Below are 21054 nucleotides of genomic sequence, written 5' to 3'. Positions count from 1 at the left end.
CCCGCCTTAGACCGCCTGCATCAACGCCTGGATGGTCTGGTTCTCGGTGGAAATCACCTTGGTGTTGGCCTGGTAATTACGCTGCGCGGTCATCAGGTCCACCAGTTCGGAGGTCATGTCCACATTGGACTGTTCCAGGGTGAAGGCCAGCAGATTGCCGGACAGGCCGGCGCCCGGGCGCGAGTAGACCGCGGTGCCGGAGCCGGCGGTTTCCACCCAGCTGGTCTGCGAGGTGGCTTGCAGCGCGGATTCATTGGGGAAATTGGCGATGGCCAAGGTGCCCACCACTTGCTTCTGGCCGTTGCTGTAGGCCGCCACCACGTCGCCGTTGTCGTTCAGGCTGGTGCCGGTCATCGAGCCGGACGGGTAACCGTTGCTGGCGTTCAGGGTCTGGCTGCTTTCGCCGGCGAACTGAGTGGTGCCGGTGTAGTCCAGTTTCACCGCCAGCGGGGACGCGCCGGCGGGGGTGCCCAGGTTCAGCGCCACCGGCGCGGTGGGGCTGGTCAGCTTGCCGTCGGTGTCGAAATTCAGGGTGGCGGTGGTGGGCAGGTCGACGCCGTCCAGCGTGTAGTGCACGGTGACGGTGCTGGGACCGGTCTTGCAGAAGTACTGGGTCAGGTTGAGCTTATTGCCCAGGGAATCGTAAACCGTGGACACCGCCGAGCTGTTGAAGGTGTTCTGCGCCTTGTCGAACGGCACGGTCTGCACGCTCCAGCCCGCCGACATATTGCCGACGTATTGCAGCTTGTCGCTGGCCTTGGCCGGGATGTTGCCGTTGGGGATCTTGATGTCGCCGAAGGCGCCCAGCGCATTGCCGTCCGCCTTGCCGTAGCCTTGCACGCGGCGGTTGAAGCCGTCCACCAGGTAGCCGTCCTTGTCCGCGTTGAAGATGCCGACGCGCGAATAGGCCATGCCGCCGTTCAGGTCGCGGCTGACGAAGAAGCCGCGGCCGTCGATGGCGGCGTCCAGCGGACGACCGGTGCGCACGGTATTGCCGTTGCGCGCCATGTTCTGACTGTGGCCGACCACCTCCACCCCCATCGGCTGCGCGCCGGCGTAGGCGGCGGAAAAACTGGTGCGGCTGGACTTGAAGCCGTAAGTGCCGGTGTTGGCGATGTTGTTACTGATATTGCCCAGTTGGTTGTTGACGGCGTTAATGCCGGACAAAGCAATGTCGAAACTCATGGTCGCTCCAAAGTTCGTAGGTGTCTTGAATCGGCGCTTCAGGCCTGGGTCTTGCCCAGCAGGCGGGTAATGGCGGAAGCGGGGAATTCGCCCAGGCCGGCCAGCGTCAGCGTAGGCTCGCCGCCGTTGATGGGCAGGCGCACGCCGGATACGGTGGCCTGCATTTCCAGCCCGGCCTTGGATTTGGACGCGGTGCGCACTTCCAGCTTGTAATCGCCTTCCACCAGGCCGTGCTTGCTAGGGTCCACGTTGAAATCGAACTCGCCGGCCGGGCGCTTGCCCAGATCGATCACGGTTTGCTGGCCGCCGGAGTCGGTCAGCACCAGGGACACCTGCTGCTCTTCGCCGGACAGGGTCACGCGGCCGGACAAGGGGTCCTTGCCGCTCAGATGCGCCTGGTCGGCCTGCACCAGCACTTGGCGTCCCACTTGCGAACCCAGCGACACGCCCTGCAGCTCGCGCAGCATCAAAGCGTTGCCCTGCAACTGCTTGAGCATGTCGGCGGAGCTCTTCATCTGGCTCATCTGCGCCAGCTGGCTAACGAACTGCGAGGCGTCGGTGGGGTCCAGCGGGTTCTGGTTCTGGATCTGAGCCAGCAGCAGCTTCATGAACATATCGTCCATGCCCGGGTTTTGTCCGGCGGCCGGCGCCACCGCCGGATTGGCGCCGTTGGAGGCGGCGGACGGGCTCTGCTGCCCGTTTTGCGCGGCGTTCACGCTCATGCGTTGTCTCCCAGTTTCAGCAGGTCCTGCTGCATGCCCTTGACCCGGGCCAGCACTTCCACATTGGTCTGGAACGCGCGCGAGGCCGACAGCATGTCGGTCATCTCCTCCACCGCGTTCACATTGGAATAGAAAACATTGCCCTCGGCGTCGGCCAGCGGATTGCCCGGCTCGTGCGCCTTGCGCACCGGCTCCTGGTTCTGCACCACGTCCAGCACGCCCACGCTGGCGCCGCGCCAGCCGTCGAAGCCGTCGCCGCCCCGGTATTGGGTGGCGAACACCGGCTTGCGGGAGCGGTAGGCCGCCTGTTCGCTGCCGGCGGCGGTGTCGGCGTTGGCCAGATTGCTGGCCACGGTGTTGAGACGCACCGTCTGCGCCGTCATGGCGGAGCCGGCAATGCGGGAAATATCGCGAAAGGACATGGCTTACTGACCTGCTATCACTTTGGCCAGCCCGCGGAACTTCATGTTCAGGAAGGCGAGGCTGGTCTGGAATTCGGAAACGTTCTGCGCGAACTCGGCCTGCTCCACGCCCAGCTCCACGGTGTTGCCGTCGCGCGCCGGGTGATTGGGCAGCCGGTATTGCAATTCGCCGGACGGCGAATCCAGCGGAAACGCGGCGTCGTCCGCCGAAGCGGCCAAAGCCGTTTTGAAATCGATGTCCCGCGCCTGATAACCGGGCGTGTTCTCGTTGGCGATGTTGGACGCCAGAATACGGGTGCGCTCCGCCCTCAACTGCAAGGCAGCCGGGTGGACGCTCAATGCTTTATCAAGGTGCAAACCCATTGCCTAGACCCATGCGGTTCTCTACCATATTTAAACATCGGCTATCTAATTCACATTAAATGGCCGGTCGATTGAAAAGCGATACTAATAACCGCACCCCCTCACGTATACGGGATAATTACCAAGTCATCTGTAATGGGAATTTTCACATCCTCTCGGCATCAAACCGCGCCGCTATTGGCTGCGCTGCTCATTCTGCCCTGCGTTCCGGCGCTGGCGGCCCCCTATCCGGCCGCCGCCGCGGTGGAGCAGACCGCGCGTTCTCTGCTGCTGCAAAAACTGGAAAAAGCCGGTCTGGCGGCGGCCCGCGTCACCCTCAAGGCCTTGCCGCCGCGCGGCTTCAACGCCCCGCCCTGCCCGGAGCCGGTGCGCGTCGCCGCGCTGGACGAGCGCTCTCCCAGCCGCATGCGGCTGCAAGCCCGCTGCGACGCCGCCGGCTGGGACGCTGAATTCATCGTCCGCGCCGAAATCAGCGCCCGCGTGGCGGTGGCGGCGCGCGACATTCCGGCGCGCAGCCTGCTGGACGCCGGCGACATCGAATGGCAGGAACGCCCGGTGCTGGACCCGGCCGACATGGTGGGCGCCAAGACCAAGCTGGAAGGCCTGAGCAACCGCACCGCGCTGCGCCAGGGCCAGCCGCTGCGGCTCAAGGCGCTGGAAGCCAGCCTGCTGGTCAAGCGCGGCGAGGAGGTGCGCATCGTGGCGCGCAACAGCGGCATCGAGGTGGTCGCCGCCGGCGAGGCGCTGGGCAACGGCCGCCAGGGCGAAATCATCCGCGTGCGCAACAGCGCCACCGGCAAGGTGATACGCGCCCGCGCCAGCCTGCCGGGCGAGGTCAATCCGGTGGACTAAGAACCTGTTCAAGGTCTGCTGCGCGTCGTGAAATGTGACACGGTGAGTACAGCTTCGAAATGCTCATGTACCACGTGTACCTTCCGCTTTCTCAGCGGTTTTCGCCTTGTCTCGCCCTAGCTCGCGAGACTTTGAACAGGCTCTAAGCAAATGAAAAGCCCCCATTTGGGGGCTTTTGCTTGCGCGGGCAAGGCCGCCTGAAACAAGCGGTTTACGATCTCGCCGGAATCGTCAGCCCGCGCTGCACCGCCGGTCGCGCCAGGAAGGCGTCCAAGGCGCGCGTCACCTGCGGGCAGTCCGCAATCGACACCAGCTCGCCGGCCTCGTAAAAACCGATCAGATTGCGCACCCAGGGGAAGATGGCGATGTCGGCGATGCCGTACTCGTCCCCCATCACCCATTGGCGGCCAGTCAGTCTTTGCTCCAGCACCGCCAGCAGGCGGCGCGATTCGTTCACATAACGATCGCGCGGACGTTTGTCCTCGTAGTCCTTGCCGGCGAACTTGTGGAAGAAACCCACCTGACCGAACATCGGGCCGATGCCGCCCATCTGGAACATCAGCCACTGTATGGCCTCGTAGCGCGCGGCGGGATCGGCGGGCAGCAATTGGCCGCTCTTCTCCGCCAGATACAGCAGGATGGCGCCGGACTCGAACAAGGCCAGCGGCTTGCCGCCCGGGCCGGCCGGATCGAGAATGGCGGGAATCTTGTTATTGGGGTTCAGCGACAGGAATTCCGGCGATAGCTGATCGTTGCTGTCGAAGCTGACCAGGTGCACTTCATACGGCAGGCCGGTTTCTTCCAGCATGATGGACGCCTTGACCCCGTTGGGCGTGGTCAGCGAATACAGCTGAATGCGTTCCGGATATTTCGCAGGCCATTTGCGGGTGATGGGAAAGGCGGATAAATCGCTCATACGCGCTCCATTGAGTTTGGACGGGTGGGTTGCGCGCCCATGATAAGCCCGGCTTTTGCATTTGTCTTAAATCAGCAGCTCGTCAATGGCGAGATGTTATTGACGCAATAGCTGGATACACTGTTAATCCGTGCCTATGGTCAACGCCGCCCACCAATAAGCAATTCATTCAAAAATAAATTTCCCTTCTAAATCATGTGGAATGTATTAGTTTGAAATGAGGTTGGCGTGCTCCAATGGCACTCCTGGATGGCAATTACAATGGAGGCAGCCATGCCCTTTTTTTCCGGAAAACTCAAGGAGCAGCTCAACGAGCTGACCGGCCAACTGGACGGCCTGCGCGGCATGCTGTCCGCCATCGACCGTTCCATGGCGATGATACAATTCACTCCCGACGGCATCGTCACCAACGTCAATGAAAACTTCCTGCGCACCATGGGCTACCGGCGCGAAGAAGTCATCGGCAAGCATCACCGCATCTTCTGCGATAAAAACCATGTTTCCAGCGCCGCCTACGCCGAGTTCTGGCAAAAGCTGAAACGCGGCGAGCCGGTCAACGGCCGCTTCAGCCGCTACGCCAAGAACGGCGAGGAAATCTGGCTGGAGGCCAGCTACACCCCGGTGCTGTCCAGCGACGGCCAGGTGTGCGGCGTGGTCAAAGTGGCGTCCGACATCTCCGACCAAGTGCATCAGGAACAGAACGACCAGGCCATCCGCCTGGCGATCAGCCGCTCCATGGCCCAGATCGAGTTTGATCTGGACGGCAATATCCAGGACGCCAACGAAAACTTCCTCAACACCTTCGGCTATACCTTGGCCGAAATCCGCGGCAAGCATCACCGCATGCTCTGCGACGCCGACTACGCCGCCAGCCCGGACTACGCGGAGTTCTGGCGCCAGCTGCGCCAGGGCAAGTTTTTCCAGGGCCAGTTCAAGCGCCTGAGCAAAAACGGGCAGATCATCTGGCTGGAAGCCACGTACAACCCGGTCTACGACCTCAACGGCAAGCCGGTGCGGGTGGTCAAGTTCGCCCAGGACATCAGCCGCCGGGTGCAGCAATTGCAAGCCCAGGCGGAGAACGCCCAGTCCGCGGTGGAAGTCTCGGTCAATACCGAGCAGCTATCGGTCAAGGGCAGCGCGGTGCTGGAACAAGCCGCCAGCGAAATCACCAAGGTGGCGTCCAGCGTGGAAAGCTCCTCCATCATCATCACCAAGCTGGGCGACAGCTCCGGTCAGATCGGCACCATCATCAGCACCATCAGCGAGATTGCGGACCAGACCAATCTCCTGGCCTTGAACGCGGCGATCGAGGCGGCGCGCGCCGGCGAGATGGGCCGCGGCTTCGCCGTGGTGGCGGACGAGGTGCGCAAGCTGGCCGAGCGCACCAGCCAATCCACCGGCGAGATCTCCGGCATCGTTCGCAGCATCCAGGAAGACTCCAAGTCCGCCATCACCTCCATGCAACAGGTGCGCGGCCTGGCCGACACCAGCTTGCAGCTGTCCGAACAGGCGCGCGACTCCATCGCCGAGATCCGCGCCGGCGCCAAGGAGGTGGTGCAAGTGGTGCGCGACGTGTCGGAGCTGCTGCAGCAGCGCGCCTGAGCCTGGAAGGCAGGCTCGGAAAGCCTTGATCCAAATCATGTCCGCGTCCGCCAGGACGCGGCGATACTGAGGCGCCCACACCTTTCCCGAGCCCGCGATGAAACACCCCCACCCCGCGGCGATGCTGGCCCAGGCGCCGCATCGCGCCGCCTTTCTGCCCGGCATGCTGTTCGCCATCCTGCTGCTGGCCGCCTGGAGCGCCGAGTTGGCCAGCCGCCTGCTCGGCGTCCACGCCGCGCTGGCAGTGCCCTCCTCGCTGGCCCACGGCTTCCTGATGCTGTTCGGCTTCTTCCCGCTGTTCATGACCGGCTTTCTGTTCACCGCCGGCCCGCGCTGGCTGGGCGTGGAGCCGCCCGGCCGTCTTATCTTCGTCGGCGTGCCGGCGCTGATGGTGGGCGGGCTGCTGCTGTGGCTGGCCGGGCTGTGGCTGGGCATCTCCTGGACGCTGATCGGCCACGCGCTGTACACGCTGGGCTTCAGCGGCCTCACGCTGACTTTCGCCTGCCTGCTGCTGGCCAGCCCGCAAGCGGACCGCCGCCACGCCTGCGCAGTGCTGGCCGCGCTGTTCTGCGGCGCGCTGGCGCTGCTGGCCGGCGCTTACTGGCTGATCTTCCAGGACGGCCAGGCCTGGCTGTGGATGCGCAATCTGGCCTTGTGGGGCTTTCTGCTGCCGGTGTTTCTGACCGTCTGCCATCGCATGCTGCCCTTCTTCTCCGCCAACGCGCTGCCGGAGTACCAGCCCTGGCGGCCGGGCTGGCTGCTGGCCGCGCTGCTGGCCAGCTCCTTGGGTCATGGCCTGCTGGACGGCTTCGGCCTGCCCGCTTGGCCGCTGGACGCGGCGATGGCCGCGCTGCTGGCTTACGTCAGCTGGCGCTGGCGGCTGGTCGCGGCGTTGCGGGTCAGGCTGCTGGGCATGCTGCACCTGGCTTTCGCCTGGCTGCCGGTCGGCTTCGGGCTATACGCGCTCAATGGCTGGCTGGCTTCGCCGCGCCTGGCGCTGGCGGCGCTGCACGCGGTCACCGTCGGCTTTTTCCTGACCATGATGATCGCCTTCGTGTCGCGGGTGACGCTGGGCCATTCCGGCCAGCCGCTGCAGGCCGGCCCCGGCTTGTGGCGGCTCTACCTGGCCGCGCACTGGCTGGCGCTGACCCGGGTGGCCACCGAAATGCTGCCCGGCGTCTGGTCCGGCTGGTTGTACGGCGCGGCGGCCCTGGGTTGGCTATTGACGCTGGCGGCCTGGGGCCGCGCCTTCATGCCCAGCTACTGGCGGCGGCGCGCGGACGGCAAGCCGGGCTGAGAACCTGTTCACGGTCCGCGGGCCGGCCTTGAGCCCTGCGCTCAAGCCTGCCCGCGCCGGCGCAGATAATCGGGCACTTCCTCGGCCGGCATCGGCCAGCCCAGCAGATAGCCCTGCACATAGTCCACGCCCAGCCGCAGCATCAATTGCAAATCCGCCTCTTCGCCTATGCCTTCGGCCACCACCTGGATATTGCGGTCCTTGGCCAGCCGGATGGTGGATTCCAGAATCTCCCGCGCCACGCTGTCGTCAGCGGCCCCGGCCACCAGCGAGCGGTCTATCTTGATCGCGCTCACCGGCAGTTCGCGCAGATACTCCAGCCCGCTGTAGCCGCAGCCCACATCGTCCAAGGACACGCGGAAACCGGCCATGCGCAGCCGTATCACGTTTTCCAGCGCCTGATAGATGTTTTTCAGCCGCTGGGTTTCGGTCAGCTCTAGCGTCAACAGGGCCGGCGCCATGCCCAGTTCCTCCGCCGCCTCGGCCAGGCTGGACGGCAAATCCGGGTTGCAGAACTGGCTGGCGGTGAGATTGATCGAGACCCTCAAGCCGGACAGCGCCACTTGTCCGCTCCAACGGCGATAGTCCTCCACCGCCGCGCGGAAAATGACGAAGAACAAGTCTTCGTCCAGACCGTAGTGCTCCAGACCGGGCAAGAACGCCGAGGGCTCCAGCAAACCCCGCTCCGGGTGACGCCAGCGCGCCAGCGCCTCCACCCCCGCCACCCTCAGCCGGGCGGAATCGGCCTGCGGCTGATACCAGGGCAGAATTTCGCCGCACCGCAATGCCCGCTCCAGCTCCTGACGGTCGAAATCCGAAGACGCGCCGTCCCATGCCGGCCGGCGCGCCACCGTTTCCCACAGCTTGCATAGCTGTTCCATGGACAAGGGCGTGTTCAGGCTGCCTATCACCGGCAGATTGTGAAACGCGGCCACGCGGTAAGCGCCCATCAGCATGTCCTTGGACAGCGAGCTGTTGAACACGATGGGCGGCACCGCCGGCAGGCCGGACAGATGCCGCAACAGCAGGATGCCGTCCATCCCCGGCATATTGAGATCGCTGATCATCAAGTCGTAGCGATGTCGCTGCAGCCGCTCGAGCGCGTCGGCGCCGTCGCGCGCCTCGTCGATGCGGTCGATGCCCACTTGGCGCAAAGCCTGGCTCAGCGCGCAACGCTGCAAATCGTGATCGTCCACGATCAAAACCCGCATCGGCGCCGGGCCGGGTTTGGCGGTTATCGGTTCCATGGCATGTTCTCTGTTCCTTTCAGAGCGCTATTTTCCTTAGCCGGCCCAAGTGTAAGGAATAGGAAGATGCTGAATTTGCCGGTGAATTTCCGGATATGGTTTTTCCGCTCTTATCAAAATCGCATCAAACTTTGCCGTATGAGAACGCGTTTTTGTTCTATATCACCATTGGAGACCGCCAAGATGAAATCCCATTCCAATCAAGCAAATAGCGCGAAAAACGACGGCCACAGCCCGGATTGACCCAAATTGAATGAGCGCGTCCGGCGCCCGCGTCGTATACCGGCAACGTCAAGCAGGAGGCCCGGCAATGAGAAGCAATCTTCCCGTGGATGGCACCGAGGTGTTTTTGCTGCCCCACCGCCCCATCGTCACCAAAACCAACCTGAAAGGCCAGATCACTTACGCCAACCGCGCCTTCATCGATATCAGCGGTTTCAGCGAAGAAGAATTGATCGGGCAGCCGCACAATATCGTCCGCCATCCGGACATGCCTCAGGCCGCCTTCGACGACCTCTGGAGCACCATCAAGACCGGCCGCCCCTGGAAGGGCCTGGTCAAGAACCGCACCAAGCAAGGACATTTCTATTGGGTGGAGGCTTATGTCACCCCCATCTGCGAGGGCGGCCAGCCGGTGGGTTATATGTCGGTGCGCAGCGCGCCGTCCAAACAGCAGACCGCCGACGCCGAGCAGCTTTACGCCCGCGTCCGCGAACGGAGTCAGGCGTTTCCGGAAACCCGCCACGCCGCCCCGCCGACGACGGCCTCGCTGTTACTGTGCGCGCAATTGCCCGCCGCGGCGCTGATCCTGGCCGGCGCCGCCGCGGACGGCGCCTTGCGCCTGACGCTGCTGACGCTGGCGGCGGTCTGGGCCTTGGCGGCCTCCTATCTGGCCGGGCGTTGGCTGGCGCGGCCGATAGACGCGGCGCGGCGCGCGCTGATGCGGCTGGCCGAAGGCGATTTCAGCGCCCAGATTCCCCCCTCCGGCCCGCGCGAGCCGCGCGCGGTGCTGGAAGAGATGGAAACCCTGCGCATCCACCTGCGCGCCATCCTGGCCGACGTGGTCGCCGGCGCAGAGGACGTCAGCGAAGCCGCCACCGCCACCCACGCCGAAGCCGAATCGCTGAACGCCCGCGGCGAATCCACGCTGGAAGGCATCACCCGGGTGGCGGCCGCCTTGCAGCAGCTGTCGGTGTCGGTGAACGAGATTTCGCAATCCACCCGCACCGGGGCCGAGTTCGCCGACCAGGCCACCGAACTGGCCAGCCAGGGCGAGGCTCAGATGAGCGACACCCGCCAGGCGGCCCAGGCCGTGGTCAGCGAGGTGTCCTGCACCCGCGACATCATCATCAAGCTGGAGCAATCGGTGGAATCGATCAACACCGTCACCGGCGTGATCAAGGACATCGCCAACCAGACCAATCTATTGGCGCTGAACGCGGCGATAGAAGCCGCGCGCGCCGGCGAACAGGGCCGCGGCTTCGCCGTGGTGGCGGACGAAGTGCGCAAGCTGGCGGAACGCACCGCCGGCAACACGCTGGAGATAGAACAATCGGTGTCCTTCCTGCGCGAACGCTCGCAAGAAGCGCTGGAGGAAGTGAAGGCCGCGGTGAACAAGGTCCATACCGCCGAGGAAACCATACAAGCGGCGGCCGAGGGCCTGGAGGCAATCCGCAACGCCAACGAGAAAGTGGCGGAGTCCTCCTCCAGCGTGGCCAATATGCTGCAGCAGCAATCGTCCGCCTCCACCGAAGTGGCCCAGAGCATGGAAACCATGAGCACGCTGACCGAACAGAACAGCCACAGCATCGCCGCCACCCTGCAAGTAGCGCAGAAGCTGCACACCACCGCCAGCGATCTGCGCCGCCTGGTCAGCCAATTCGAAAAACATATGTGAGCGGCATCCATCCTGCGGCCGTATGGCATGTTTGCGAAAAATATTCATGCAAACGAGTTTTATTACACAAACTGTGAAAAATTACGGAACTACTTGATAACCATTCTTTCATAACCGTTATTCGTCGCGGCTCTACTGCACTGCACCATGACACCGGTCGCGACGAAGACGGCGCAGGCAGGCGGCGCATGCCGCCCGCCCGCGCTCCCGAAACCCTAATCGCAAGCCAAGCTTAAGGAGGTCGCCGTCCAATAACATCGCGCCCAACGCGACGCACCGCCGCTAGAGCGGCGTCGAGTCCGGCGCCGGAATCGCCCGGCCACGCGCCCGGCCTTCCATTCAGAGCCGTGAACATGATCTCGCCCAAGCCGCACGCGGCTCCCGGGCAAGGAATCAAGCGGTTCTCAGAGTCCGTTCACAGTCCGTCGAGCAAAGCGAGACAAGGCGAGGAGAGTTGAAGATGCGAATGCGCCTACGGCGCGCGAGCATTCTGAACACCCAGTCACCGCGTCCCGCCTTACAAACGCGGACAATTGAATAGGCTCTCAGATGCAGTGTCTCGTTCGGCGAGGCTCCTATGCAAACACAGGTCACTGATCTGACGACGTCGAGAGACGCCCAAGGTTAGGACAGGCTTTATCGGATTAAGGTATAGCCCAAAGTGACTTCCCGCATGCAGTCGGGATACGTTGCATAGTGCCAAAACTTAGACGCGGAGATAGCTTTTCTGCACTCTCTCTTCTGGTTTACGCCCCCATTGTGACAACTGTTTGTGGTTATAAAACAGCTAACGGGGAATACCTCAAAATGTCTTTTGCAAGCATCACCCTGCCTACCGCTCAGGCAAACGAAGTCAATCTGAAAGAAACCGTCGCCTCCTACATGAGCGACTCGCTGATCACCCTCAGCCGCGACATGAAAGTCAGCGAAGCGCGCGAGCACATGCTCAAACAGCTGCGCGACGAAGACATTCCCGCCCAGATTTTCGTCATCGACGGCAGCCGCTTCCTGCACGGTCAACTCTCGGTCAAGCGCCTGCTGACCGAAACCGACCTGACGCTGCCGGTTTCCGCATTGATGGGCCCCACCGCTTTTGTCGTCGAGCCTAACCAACAGCGCCGCGATATCGTGCCGGAGCTGATAGACAAGGGCGTGGACCTCGCGCCCGTGGTCAGCGGCGGCAAGCTGCTGGGCGCTCTGTACGAAAAGGAAATCGCCGCGCTGATCCGCGACGAAGGCACCGACGACGCGCAACGCCAGGGCGCCAGCCTGCCGCTGGAGACCTCCTACCTGGAAAGCTCCCCGTGGAGCTTGTGGAAAAAGCGCCTGCCCTGGCTGCTGCTGCTGTTCTTCGCGGAAGCCTACACCAGCACCATCCTGCAAGTGTTCGAAGAGCAGCTGGAAGCCGCCATCGCCTTGGCCTTCTTCATCCCGCTGCTGATCGGCACCGGCGGCAACAGCGGCACCCAGATCACCTCCACCCTGGTGCGCGCGATGGCGATGGGCGAAGTCAGCCTGCGCAATATCGGCACGGTGCTGCGCAAAGAGGTGACCACTTCCTTCATGATTGCGCTGGCCATCGGCGTGGTGGCCTGGATACGGGCCTGGATGCTGGGCGTGGGCGACGAAGTGGCCTTGGTGGTGTGTCTGACCCTGATCGCCATCACCATCTGGAGCGCCATCGTGTCCTCCATCATCCCGATGCTGCTGAAGAAAATGCGCATCGACCCGGCCGTGGTGTCGGCGCCTTTCATCGCCACCTTCATCGACGGCACCGGTCTGGTGATTTACTTCAATATCGCCATGCTGGTGATTTCCGACCTGGCCTAAAGCCCGCTCAAGGTCTCGCGGACCTCCGCGAGACCGAACAGCATCGCGCAAACGACTCAAGTCCGGGGACAGCCTACGCCTGTCCCTGCCATCGGCTTGATCGCAAGGCAGAGCGCGCCAAGCCCCATCAAAATCGAGCGGCCATGCCGGCGCCTGCCGGCGCGCCGCCACCGGCAATATTGCAAGGAGTTACCCGATGAAAAACCATACGGTAACGAATCATCAGGATGGCCTCAGCCCTGCCGCCGCTTGCTGCCACACGCTGCTTGGCAACTTGAGCAAGCAGACCGCGCCGAAGCTGAAATCGGACAAGGCGACCCGCCCGGCCGACGAGTGGCAATCCGCCAGCGTGCTTCTGGACCTCCCTCAAACCAATGCCGCCCTATTCCACACGCTGTTGATGGGCATGCTGGCGATGGATGACGCGCAGGCGCTGCAAACCGTGTATCCCTCCCTCAAATGCCTAGGGCCGCAGCCTTGCCCCAGTCCCGCAATGAGCTGTATCAGCCCCATCCAAACCGAACACCCCATGACAGCCGACAAAGACTACCCCTTGGGCTTTGCGGTGCGTGCCCATGACGGTCATGGAGCAGCCATCGCCTATGCCGCGCATGAAATGCGCGACATTCATGGCGGCATGCGCTTGAAATCGACTATCGTGCTGCCTGGAGCCCTTCCCTGTTCGCGGCTGCAAGGACACCTGGATCACTTTGCCGCTGAATTTGGCCATTGGCACGCGGCGGCGATGTCCGGCGGCAGCACCTGGGCGGGTTTGCTCTTATAAGCGCCGATTCACAACACAACCGACGCTGCCTTGCCCGACGCGCCGCGCCGCGCCGCCTGCGCTGGCGCGTCGGCGCGCCTGGCCTTGGGGCAGCCCTCGCCGCGCAAGCCAAAAGCGACAGAGGCCATGCGCGCGCACGGCGATAGACACTCCGCTTCCCGCCCCATGTTTTCACGAAACGCAAGCACCTTTGAACAGGCGCTAAGGCCAGTCCTCCTCCCTTGGTTTTTATCACATCATCGCCACATTGTTTTTGCCCAGAAGTCATGCTAATGTCCTGATAAATTTAAATAATCAAGACATACGCCGGCACCTCATTTCATCGCAACGCCACTTAAACGGCCTCTTTCATGACCCATTCAAACCGTAAACGCTTCGCCGCCGCGCTGGCGCTGGCCGCGGCGCTGCCGCTGGCGGCCCACGCCGAAACCTTCGACCTGGGCGCCATTCTCAAGGACGGCATCAAGAAGGCGCTGCAAAAAGACCCCGCCGCGGACGGCGCCGCCGCCCCGATGGCTCCCGGCGTCTACGACGGCTCCGACAAACAGTTCGAGCGCACGCTGACCATCCGTCCCAACGGCAAGTTCGAACTGGAAGTCATGCAAAAAGGCAAACCCGGCCAACTGCGCTCCGGCTCCGGCAGCGGACAGTTGCAGGCCAACGGCGGACAGTGGCGCTATAGCGAAGGCATCTGCACGATGAACGTCCTGCCCCAGGCCTCCGCGGTGCAAGTACAGGTGGAGCGGTGCGCCAGCGCCTTCGGCGACGTGCCCTTCGACGGCGTTTATCGTCTGAGTAAAGCGGCCGGCGGCGCCCAGGCCCGCGGCGGCAAGAACAAGGCCTTGGCGGCGCAGCTGAGCTGCCACAATCTCAACCTCAGCGAAAACGGCGTCGCCAAACTGCTGGCCGCCACCGCCGGCACCACGCCTAATCAGGTATGGGAACACGAGCTGGCCTTGCCGGGAGGCTATGACTACGGCGGCCTGCCTATCCGCTCCGTGCAGCTGTCCGAAGTGGACGGCGGTTTCCTGGCGCTGTTCGTGGACGGCGACGCCGCCGCCATCAAGAGCGCGATCAAGAAAGCCCAGCGCAAGAGCAGTAGCGCGGCGATGTTGAGCAAGGTGGGGGAAAGCTATCCCTTCCCGGGCAAACCCAACGGCCTGCCCTATGTGCAGTGCCGCAGCAAGGCGGTTCAAAACGGGCTGTATTGACGCTTGCTCCAAACGACAATGGCCCCGGCAAACGCCGGGGCCATTGCATTTAGTCGACCCGTTTAAAGCTCAACCGCAAGCGCCGACGTGGCCGCAGGCGGTGCAGAACTCGCAGCCGTCTTTCTTGATCAGCGCGTGGTTGCCGCATTCCGGGCAGGGTTTGCCCGGCACCTGTTTCAAGGCGGCGCTGGCTTCCGGGCTGAACAGATCGCTCTGCTCCGGCACCATCACCCCCATTTCCTCCAGCGGCACGCCTTCCTCGGTCAGCACGCCCAGCATCGCGTAGCGGTGGATGATCAGCTGCGCCAGATAGGCGACGGTGGACGGCCAGCTCTGCGATTTTTCCACGCCGGGGATGCGGGCGAAGAAATCGCCCTGCGGCTCGGCGTAGCTCAGCAGCTTGCGCAGCTTGAGGCCGATCCAGGCCGGATCTATCACCCGCATGTCCAGGCTCAGCATTTTGCACAGGCCGTCCAGCTCGCGCGGGTAGGCGCCGGCCAGCCACATCGAATACGGCCGGCGCTGGCCGTTGGGCAGCACCAGTTCCTTGATGAAGAGCACGAAGTCGTCGCCGGTTTGCGGGTTGCTGACGTCCACCGACCAGCTCATGGTGCCGTCGGTGCCCGATTTGGGCTCCTTGCGCGCAAACAGCGCGTCCATCACCGGCGTCGGCTCGTTCTGGTCCGCCGGCAGCGCGCCCAGTTGCTCGACGCGGTGGCGCACCACCTGGCCCAAGGCCGCCGAGGCTGAGGTGGCGTAGACGGTGCGCTCGCCCAGATCGAACACATAGCGCTTGTCGCCGTTGGTGTGCGACAGCGCGTCCAGCTTGGCCGCCAGCCAACCGTGATCGCGGCAGCGCATGTCCATGGACAGAGTCTTGGCCACCGCGCCCAGGCCGCGCTGTTCTTCCGTGGCGTTGACCCAGCATTCGAACGGCGACACCCGGCCGTTCTCCACATGGCCCACCACCACGGCGAAATCGCCGGCGTCGCCTTCCACCATGAAGGTCCACGACGGGTTGCCTTCCTTCAGCTTGGGCCGGTTCGGCCATTTCAGGCTGGATAGCGCCGGCGTCGGCGCGGTGTTGAGCACCACGCGGCGGTCCGGGTCGCCGTCGCCGCTGCCGGACAGGTCCTGCGGCGTGGCGGCGCTGGGCTTGGCCGGCTCCACCGACAGCACCGAACCCAGCACATTATTGGGCCGGTAGGTGGTGATGCCCTTCAGGCCGGCGCGCCAGGCTTCCAGGTAGAGGCTTTCGAAATCGTCGAAGGGGTAATCGCCGGGCACGTTCACCGTCTTGGAAATGGCGGTGTCGATATAGGGCGCCACCGCCGCCACCATGCGCATATGGTCCAGCGCGCTCATTTCCAGCGCGGAGACGAAGTAGTCCGGCAAGGCGTTGGTGTCGCCGCCCTGCATCCGGTAAACGCGGTAGGCGTGGTCTTCCACCAGGTATTCCTGCTGGCTGCCGTCGGCCATGCGCTTCTTGCGGGTGTAGAACCAGGAGAACGGCGGCTCGATGCCGTTGGAGGCGTTGTCGGCGAAGGCCAGCGAAATGGTGCCGGTGGGCGCGATGGACAACAGGTGCGAGTTGCGGATGCCGTGCTTGCGGATGCGCGCCTTGATCGCCTCCGGCAGCCGGCTGGCGCAATGCGGCGCGGCCAGGTAGGCGTCGGCGTCGAACAGCGGGAAGCCGCCCTTCTCGATGGCGAGATCCACCGAGGCGTCGTAGGCGGCGTCGCGCATCGCCTCGGAAATGCGGCTGGCGAAGCGGCGGCCCTCCTCGCTGTCATAGCGTATTTTCAGCATGATCAACGCGTCGCCCAGGCCGGTGAAGCCGAGACCGACGCGGCGCTTGGCCTGCGCCTCGCGCTGCTGCTCTTCCAACGGCCACACCGTCAGGTCCAGCACATTGTCCAGCATGCGCACCGACATGCGCACCACTTTCTCGAAGCTCTTGAAGTCGAAGCTGGGCTTGTCGCCAAAGGGCTGACGCACGTGGCGGCACAGATTGATGGAGCCCAGATCGCAGCAGCCGTAATCCGGCAGCGGCTGCTCGCCGCAGGGGTTGGTGGACTCGATCACCTCGCAATAGGACAGATTGTTGTCCTGATTGATGCGGGTCATGAACAGCACGCCCGGCTCCGCGTGGTCGTAGGTGGAGGCCATGATCTGCCGCCACAGCTCGCGCGCCGACACCGCGCGGTAGACCCACAGGCCGTCCGCGCGCTGATAACTGTCGGGGAAAGCGTTGGACGACGGCTCCACCGCGTGGGTCAGCTCCCAGGCGGCGTCCGCCTCCACCGCGCGCATGAAGTCGTCGGAGACGCCCACCGAGATATTGAAATTGCGCAGATCGCCCTGGTCCTTGGCGTGGATGAAGTCCTCCACGTCCGGGTGGGAAATGTCCAGCACCCCCATCTGCGCGCCGCGGCGCGCGCCGGCGGACTCCACCGTTTCGCAGCTGCGGTCGAACACCCGCATATAGGACACCGGGCCGGACGCGCGGCTATTGGTGCCCTTGACCCGCGCGCCCTTGGGACGGATGCGCGAGAAGTTGTAGCCGACGCCGCCGCCGCGGCGCATGGTTTCCGCCGCCTGCAGCAAGGCCTCGTAAATGCCCACCTTGCCGTTTTCGGTTTCGGACACCGAATCGCCCACCGGCTGCACGAAGCAATTGATCAAGGTGGCGCGCAGATCGGTGCCGGCGGCGGAATTGATGCGGCCGCCGGGAATGAAGCCGTTTTCCAGCGCCTGATAGAACAACGGCTCGAAACGAGCCGGCTCGCTTTCCAGCGCCGCCAGCGCCTTGGCCACGCGCAGGCGCACTTCGCTCACGCTGTGTTCGCCGTTCTTGGCGTATTTTTCCAACAGCACCTCGCGGGAGATGTCCTGCTCGGTCATGGCGGCGATGTTTTCCTGCTTCATGGTTCCCGGTTCCTCTTGAATTGCGGCCTGCGGCGGCCAGGGCGGCCCCCTTCCAGCATGCAATGGACCGTGTGGGCCGCAAAAGGTTTCAACACGTCCGATACGCAATATCTGGAAAAGAAAAACGGCGTATTACACTATATGTAGTTACGCCGTTCGTTGACACATATCAAGCGCTATTCCACGCCGCCGCCGCTTTTCCCGCTTGTCATGGGTAAAAACACGACGCGCGGCCGCCGCCTCACGGCGTCTTCAGCTTCACCTCCAGCGGCACCCCGTCGCGGCCGGCGGAGACCTTGACCGGCTCGCCCAGCTGGATGCGCTCCTGCAAGGCCGGATCGGTCTTGAGCATGGCCGCGCGCGCGTTGGCGGCGCGTTGCTTGGCCAGTTGCTGCAGGCTGGCGTCGGTGATGCTCTGCGCGGCGATCAACTCGTCCCGCAGCAGCTTGCCCAGGGCCGCGCCGGACGGCCCGCCCGGCTTCAGCGTGTGGCCCAGCAGCTTGAAGCGGCCGATCTGCTTGCCGTACACCGATTTGACCGCGGACAGGATTTCCTCGTCCTGCATGTCCGGCAGCGGCAGCGGCTCGCCGGCGCCCAGCTGGTGGCCGGCGGCGGCGAAGATCGCCAGATCGGTTTGCGCGCGCGCCATTTCCTTGCGGTCCGCGTCGGCGTTGTAACCGCCGCTGATGGACAGCATCAACTTGGGCCGCTTGACCATCAGCCCGGCCACCTTGACCAGCTTCTCCCGCTCCGGCGGCGTCACATTGGCCTCGCCGGCCACGAAGCGGATATCGTCGAAGCCCTCGCCGCCCAGCAAGGCGCCCAGCGCGCGGAACGGCGCGGTCACCACCTTGGTCACCACGTTGACGATGGCTTTCCAGATGATCTTGCCGTAGCTGAACTGCGGATCGTCCAGACTGCCGGCCACCGGCAGGTCCAGATCGATGCGCTTGTCGCTGTCCTCCAGAATGGCCACCGCCAGCCGCAGCGGCAGCCGCGGGCCCTTGTATTCGCTGTCCGGCAGCTCGTCGCCCAGTTGCAGGGAATCGATCACCACCCGGTTCTCGCCCTTGAGCTGGCGCTGCTCCAGCAGATAGCGCAGGTCCACCGACAAGCGTCCGTCCTTGACCTGCCAGCCGGCGAAGTTCATCGAATACGGGTTCAAGGTGCCCATGGAGATATTGCGGAAGGCCAGGGTGATGTCGGTGTTGTCCGTGGGCGCCAGCGGCGACAGCGCGCCGCGCACCTTGACGTCGCCGAACTGGTCCACGTCGCCGTCCAGCGTGATGTTGCCGCGCTGCTTGGCGCGGGTGGACAGGTTCTGGATGGAGCCGCGCAGATTATGCATGTCGGACGCGAAGTCCGGCTTCATGCCGTGGTCGGCGAACTGCACCCGCCCGCCCTGCACATGGATGGACCGGACCTCCACCAAGGGCAGCGGCGCCGCCTTGGCCGCCGGCGCCGGCGTCGCCGGCTTGCCGCCCTGGCCGGCGAACAGCCGGGTCAAATTGAGTTCGCGCTTTTCGTCCAGCACCAGCCGCGCCGCCGGCCCTTGCAGCCGCACATCGTTGATCGTCGCTTTCAGCGGCATGCCCTGAGCGCTGAGGCCGCGCACTTGCAGATCGCGCCACCCCAGCAAGGGCAGCTTCTCACCCGGCTCGTACACCGCCAGCCGCGCCACGCCGGCGGAGCCGCCGACGCGCCAGCCGCGCGCGCCGACATCCAGATTCAGATCCGCGGACAACGCGCCGCCGCCGAAACGCAGCGAGGTTCCACTCAAGGCGTACGGCGCCAGCGGCGCCAGCTGCACCCCGTCGGCGCGCAGCCTGCCCTTGAGCGCGCCGGCCGCGGCGTCGATATCGGCTTTGACCGCCAGCTTGCCGCCGTTGAGCCCGCCGGCCAGATCCAGCGCCAATTGCCGGCCGTCGTCCACCTCCACCGTGCCGCCCAGGCCGGACAGCGTCATGCTGGCCGGCTTGGACAGGCTGCGGTCGGTCCAGCGCAGCTGGCTGTCCTGCAAAGCCATTTCCGGGTAGTCGAACTTCCAGGCCGGCGCGGCCTCGCCTTGCGCGCGCGCCGGGGCGGCGGCCGGTTTGGAACCGCCGGCCGGCTCGAACAAGCGGGCCAGATTGATCTGGCCGGCGCGGTCGCGCTCCACTTGCGCGTCCAGGCCGCTCAAGCTCAGCTTGCCCGGCTCGATGCGACGGCCTTTTTGCGACAGCTGGCTGGACGCCAGCTCGGCGCTGGCCAGGCTCAAGACCGGCGCCGCGCCCTGCGCGCCCAGCTTCAGCTCGTCCAGCCGCGCCAGCAGGCCGGTCAATGCGAAGCCGTTGTCCGGCGACAAGGAGAAACGGCCGGACAGCAAAGGCAGCTTGGCCTCCAGCGCCAAGGGCTGGCGGAAACCCTGATCCGCGTAGCTCACGCGCCAATTGCGCAGCTTGATCGCCTCGATGTTCACCAGCCACGGCAGCGGCGCGGCCGCCGGCTGCGGCTTGGCGGCGGCCGGCGCGGCCGGAATCGCCTTCTGCCAGTCCACCGTTCCGTCGCGGTCGCGCCCGGCCATCGCCAGACCCTGGTCCAGTTCGATGGACTGCACTTTCAGCATTGAACGCGCCAGATCCAGCGCGCCGCCTTCGACGCGGACTTCCGGGATCGTCAGTTCGCTGCGGCCGCCCGGCGCCTTCAGCGCGAAGCGCAGCAGGCTGGCGCGGAACGGCGACACCGTCAGCTCCGGCGTCTTGCCGGACATTTCAAAATGGTAGCGCGCGGACACGGACAGCCGCCCTTCCGGCGCGGCGGTGTTGAAATGCGGCTGCACATAGGGCCAGACCGAGGCCAGCGGCAACTCCGCCATCTGCGCCTCGCCGTCCGACTTCAGCGGTTGCAGATTGATGCTGCCCTTCCAGTTGAAGCGGGTGCCGTCGGTCATGGCCGCCTGCATCGTATAACTGCCGTTTTCCGGCAGCGTGGACAGGTCCAGCAGCGACAGATTCAACGGCACCAGGGTGAAGCGCTCGTCGCCGCCCAGTTGATCGGACAACTGCGCCTGGCCCTTGCGGATGTTCAAGGCCTTGATCATCAGCCGCGGCAGCTTGTCCGAGCCCCCTTCGGGCTTGGCCGGGCCGGCTGCGTCGGCGACGAAGCTGGCCCAGTTCCACTGCCCGGCGCGGTTGCGCGCCAGGGCCAGCCGCGGCTCTTCCAGGGAAAACTCCTGCGCCTGCCAGCGGCCGATCAAGAGCATGGACGGATCCAGGTTCAGATACGCCCGCTTCACCGCGAACAGCGGCCGGCCGTCGCCCTCGCTCAGCTTGAGATCCCTGACCTCCAGCGACATGTCCCAAGGCGTGATCCTCACCTCGCCCATGCTCAGCGTGCGGCCTATGCTCTTTGCCCACTTGGCCGCGGCGTCGCTGATCATGCCCGGCGCCAGCCAGCCCAGGAAGCCCCACAGCAGGGCCAGCAAGACGATGGGAACCGCCAGCCAGCGCAGCCAACGACGGCGCGGTTTAGACGCTGGCGGCTTGGAATCTGAAGCGGGAGTGATCTGTTCGGTATCGTTTTCCATATCGTCTAATTCTAATACTCATAAAGAGGTCTTAACAGTCCCCTGGGCAGATTTCCCTGTTGCCGCAAACCAACAACTGACCGGCATCCAATCAATAATCATTGCGAATGTCCACGCGCCGGGACTAGCATGCATTCGTTCAAAATATTGAACATTTCGAACCAAAAACGATCAATGCCATTCAAAGCGGCATTGTGCCGTATTACCAAATCTGAGAGGAGCACCCGGATTGC

General features: G+C 64.3%; 15 protein-coding genes and 1 riboswitch. Of the genes, 7 read left to right on the top strand and 8 right to left on the bottom strand.

Annotated elements, in window-relative coordinates; genetic code table 11:
* Window positions 1-6: 6 nt before the first annotated feature.
* From JC616_RS08890 to flgB, 4 genes are read right to left on the bottom strand one after another with little or no spacing between them, the layout of a single operon-like run.
* Entirely contained in the window at window positions 7-1185 is a 1179-nt protein-coding gene (locus JC616_RS08890; RefSeq protein WP_227107813.1) for a flagellar hook protein FlgE, read from the bottom strand.
* Between the two features lie 38 nt (window positions 1186-1223).
* Window positions 1224-1907, bottom strand: a complete 684-nt coding sequence (locus JC616_RS08885; protein ID WP_107800157.1) for a flagellar hook capping FlgD N-terminal domain-containing protein — start codon at window positions 1905-1907, stop codon at window positions 1224-1226.
* Entirely contained in the window at window positions 1904-2329 is a 426-nt protein-coding gene (gene flgC / locus JC616_RS08880; protein ID WP_107800156.1) for a flagellar basal body rod protein FlgC, read from the bottom strand. Before flgC ends, JC616_RS08885 begins: the two co-directional genes overlap by 4 nt.
* 3 nt (window positions 2330-2332) lie before the next feature.
* On the bottom strand, window positions 2333-2692 hold the full coding sequence (gene flgB / locus JC616_RS08875; protein ID WP_039755772.1) for a flagellar basal body rod protein FlgB: 360 nt from the start codon (window positions 2690-2692) through the stop codon (window positions 2333-2335).
* A gap of 135 nt (window positions 2693-2827) precedes the next feature.
* On the opposite strand from flgB, the gene flgA reads away from it, so the two are divergent.
* Window positions 2828-3544 (top strand): flagellar basal body P-ring formation chaperone FlgA, encoded by a 717-nt coding sequence (gene flgA, locus JC616_RS08870; RefSeq protein WP_227107811.1) that lies wholly within the window; start codon window positions 2828-2830, stop codon window positions 3542-3544.
* A 211-nt stretch (window positions 3545-3755) separates the two neighbouring features.
* On the opposite strand, the gene JC616_RS08865 is transcribed toward flgA, so the two are convergent.
* Window positions 3756-4460, bottom strand: a complete 705-nt coding sequence (locus tag JC616_RS08865) for a glutathione S-transferase N-terminal domain-containing protein (RefSeq protein ID WP_227107809.1) — start codon at window positions 4458-4460, stop codon at window positions 3756-3758.
* Between the two features lie 273 nt (window positions 4461-4733).
* On the opposite strand from JC616_RS08865, the gene JC616_RS08860 reads away from it, so the two are divergent.
* Together JC616_RS08860 and JC616_RS08855 are read left to right on the top strand one after the other, a co-directional pair.
* Complete coding sequence (locus JC616_RS08860; RefSeq protein WP_227107807.1) at window positions 4734-6062, top strand: methyl-accepting chemotaxis protein; 1329 nt, start codon at window positions 4734-4736, stop codon at window positions 6060-6062.
* Between the two features lie 97 nt (window positions 6063-6159).
* Entirely contained in the window at window positions 6160-7359 is a 1200-nt protein-coding gene (locus JC616_RS08855; protein ID WP_227107805.1) for an NnrS family protein, read from the top strand.
* Window positions 7360-7400: 41 nt separating this feature from the next.
* Here JC616_RS08855 and JC616_RS08850 read toward each other — a convergent pair whose 3' ends face one another.
* Window positions 7401-8606, bottom strand: a complete 1206-nt coding sequence (locus JC616_RS08850; protein ID WP_227107804.1) for an EAL domain-containing response regulator — start codon at window positions 8604-8606, stop codon at window positions 7401-7403.
* Between the two features lie 310 nt (window positions 8607-8916).
* Between JC616_RS08850 and JC616_RS08845 the strand changes: the two genes are divergently transcribed.
* From JC616_RS08845 to JC616_RS08830, 4 genes are all read left to right on the top strand, one after another.
* A complete protein-coding gene (locus tag JC616_RS08845; RefSeq protein ID WP_158274315.1) occupies window positions 8917-10503 on the top strand; it encodes a methyl-accepting chemotaxis protein in 1587 nt (528 codons plus the stop codon).
* A 551-nt stretch (window positions 10504-11054) separates the two neighbouring features.
* Window positions 11055-11228, top strand: a riboswitch (M-box (ykoK) riboswitch).
* 82 nt (window positions 11229-11310) lie between these two features.
* Window positions 11311-12333 (top strand): magnesium transporter, encoded by a 1023-nt coding sequence (locus tag JC616_RS08840; protein ID WP_227107802.1) that lies wholly within the window; start codon window positions 11311-11313, stop codon window positions 12331-12333.
* 196 nt (window positions 12334-12529) lie between these two features.
* On the top strand, window positions 12530-13117 hold the full coding sequence (locus tag JC616_RS08835; RefSeq protein ID WP_227107800.1) for a hypothetical protein: 588 nt from the start codon (window positions 12530-12532) through the stop codon (window positions 13115-13117).
* 350 nt (window positions 13118-13467) lie between these two features.
* Window positions 13468-14328, top strand: coding sequence for a hypothetical protein (locus JC616_RS08830; protein WP_227107798.1), 861 nt, complete (start codon window positions 13468-13470; stop codon window positions 14326-14328).
* A 69-nt stretch (window positions 14329-14397) separates the two neighbouring features.
* On the opposite strand, the gene JC616_RS08825 is transcribed toward JC616_RS08830, so the two are convergent.
* Window positions 14398-17256: an adenosylcobalamin-dependent ribonucleoside-diphosphate reductase gene (locus JC616_RS08825; RefSeq protein ID WP_227107796.1), complete on the bottom strand. Its 2859-nt coding sequence runs from the start codon at window positions 17254-17256 to the stop codon at window positions 14398-14400.
* Window positions 17257-17497: 241 nt separating this feature from the next.
* Window positions 17498-20821 carry a DUF748 domain-containing protein gene (locus tag JC616_RS08820; protein WP_227107794.1) on the bottom strand — a complete coding sequence of 1108 codons (3324 nt, stop codon included), beginning with the start codon at window positions 20819-20821 and terminating at the stop codon, window positions 17498-17500.
* Window positions 20822-21054: the final 233 nt, after the last annotated feature.

The organism is Chromobacterium rhizoryzae (assembly GCF_020544465.1).
In the GTDB taxonomy this organism is placed as follows: domain Bacteria; phylum Pseudomonadota; class Gammaproteobacteria; order Burkholderiales; family Chromobacteriaceae; genus Chromobacterium.
The sequence above is the reverse complement of the archived record's forward strand: the minus strand, read 5'-3'. Positions and strand labels throughout refer to the sequence as shown.

Bases quoted from the DNA above. Each gene is read 5' to 3' on its own strand.
- JC616_RS08845 (WP_158274315.1), top strand. From the start codon at position 8,917: ATGAGAAGCAATCTTCCCGTGGATGGCACCGAGGTGTTTTTGCTGCCC.
- JC616_RS08825 (WP_227107796.1), bottom strand. From the start codon at position 17,256: ATGAAGCAGGAAAACATCGCCGCCATGACCGAGCAGGACATCTCCCGC.
- JC616_RS08885 (WP_107800157.1), bottom strand. From the start codon at position 1,907: ATGAGCGTGAACGCCGCGCAAAACGGGCAGCAGAGCCCGTCCGCCGCC.
- JC616_RS08855 (WP_227107805.1), top strand. From the start codon at position 6,160: ATGAAACACCCCCACCCCGCGGCGATGCTGGCCCAGGCGCCGCATCGC.
- JC616_RS08860 (WP_227107807.1), top strand. From the start codon at position 4,734: ATGCCCTTTTTTTCCGGAAAACTCAAGGAGCAGCTCAACGAGCTGACC.
- JC616_RS08840 (WP_227107802.1), top strand. From the start codon at position 11,311: ATGTCTTTTGCAAGCATCACCCTGCCTACCGCTCAGGCAAACGAAGTC.
- JC616_RS08890 (WP_227107813.1), bottom strand. From the start codon at position 1,185: ATGAGTTTCGACATTGCTTTGTCCGGCATTAACGCCGTCAACAACCAA.
- flgA (WP_227107811.1), top strand. From the start codon at position 2,828: ATGGGAATTTTCACATCCTCTCGGCATCAAACCGCGCCGCTATTGGCT.
- JC616_RS08835 (WP_227107800.1), top strand. From the start codon at position 12,530: ATGAAAAACCATACGGTAACGAATCATCAGGATGGCCTCAGCCCTGCC.
- JC616_RS08830 (WP_227107798.1), top strand. From the start codon at position 13,468: ATGACCCATTCAAACCGTAAACGCTTCGCCGCCGCGCTGGCGCTGGCC.
- flgC (WP_107800156.1), bottom strand. From the start codon at position 2,329: ATGTCCTTTCGCGATATTTCCCGCATTGCCGGCTCCGCCATGACGGCG.
- flgB (WP_039755772.1), bottom strand. From the start codon at position 2,692: ATGGGTTTGCACCTTGATAAAGCATTGAGCGTCCACCCGGCTGCCTTG.
- JC616_RS08850 (WP_227107804.1), bottom strand. From the start codon at position 8,606: ATGGAACCGATAACCGCCAAACCCGGCCCGGCGCCGATGCGGGTTTTG.
- JC616_RS08820 (WP_227107794.1), bottom strand. From the start codon at position 20,821: ATGGAAAACGATACCGAACAGATCACTCCCGCTTCAGATTCCAAGCCG.
- JC616_RS08865 (WP_227107809.1), bottom strand. From the start codon at position 4,460: ATGAGCGATTTATCCGCCTTTCCCATCACCCGCAAATGGCCTGCGAAA.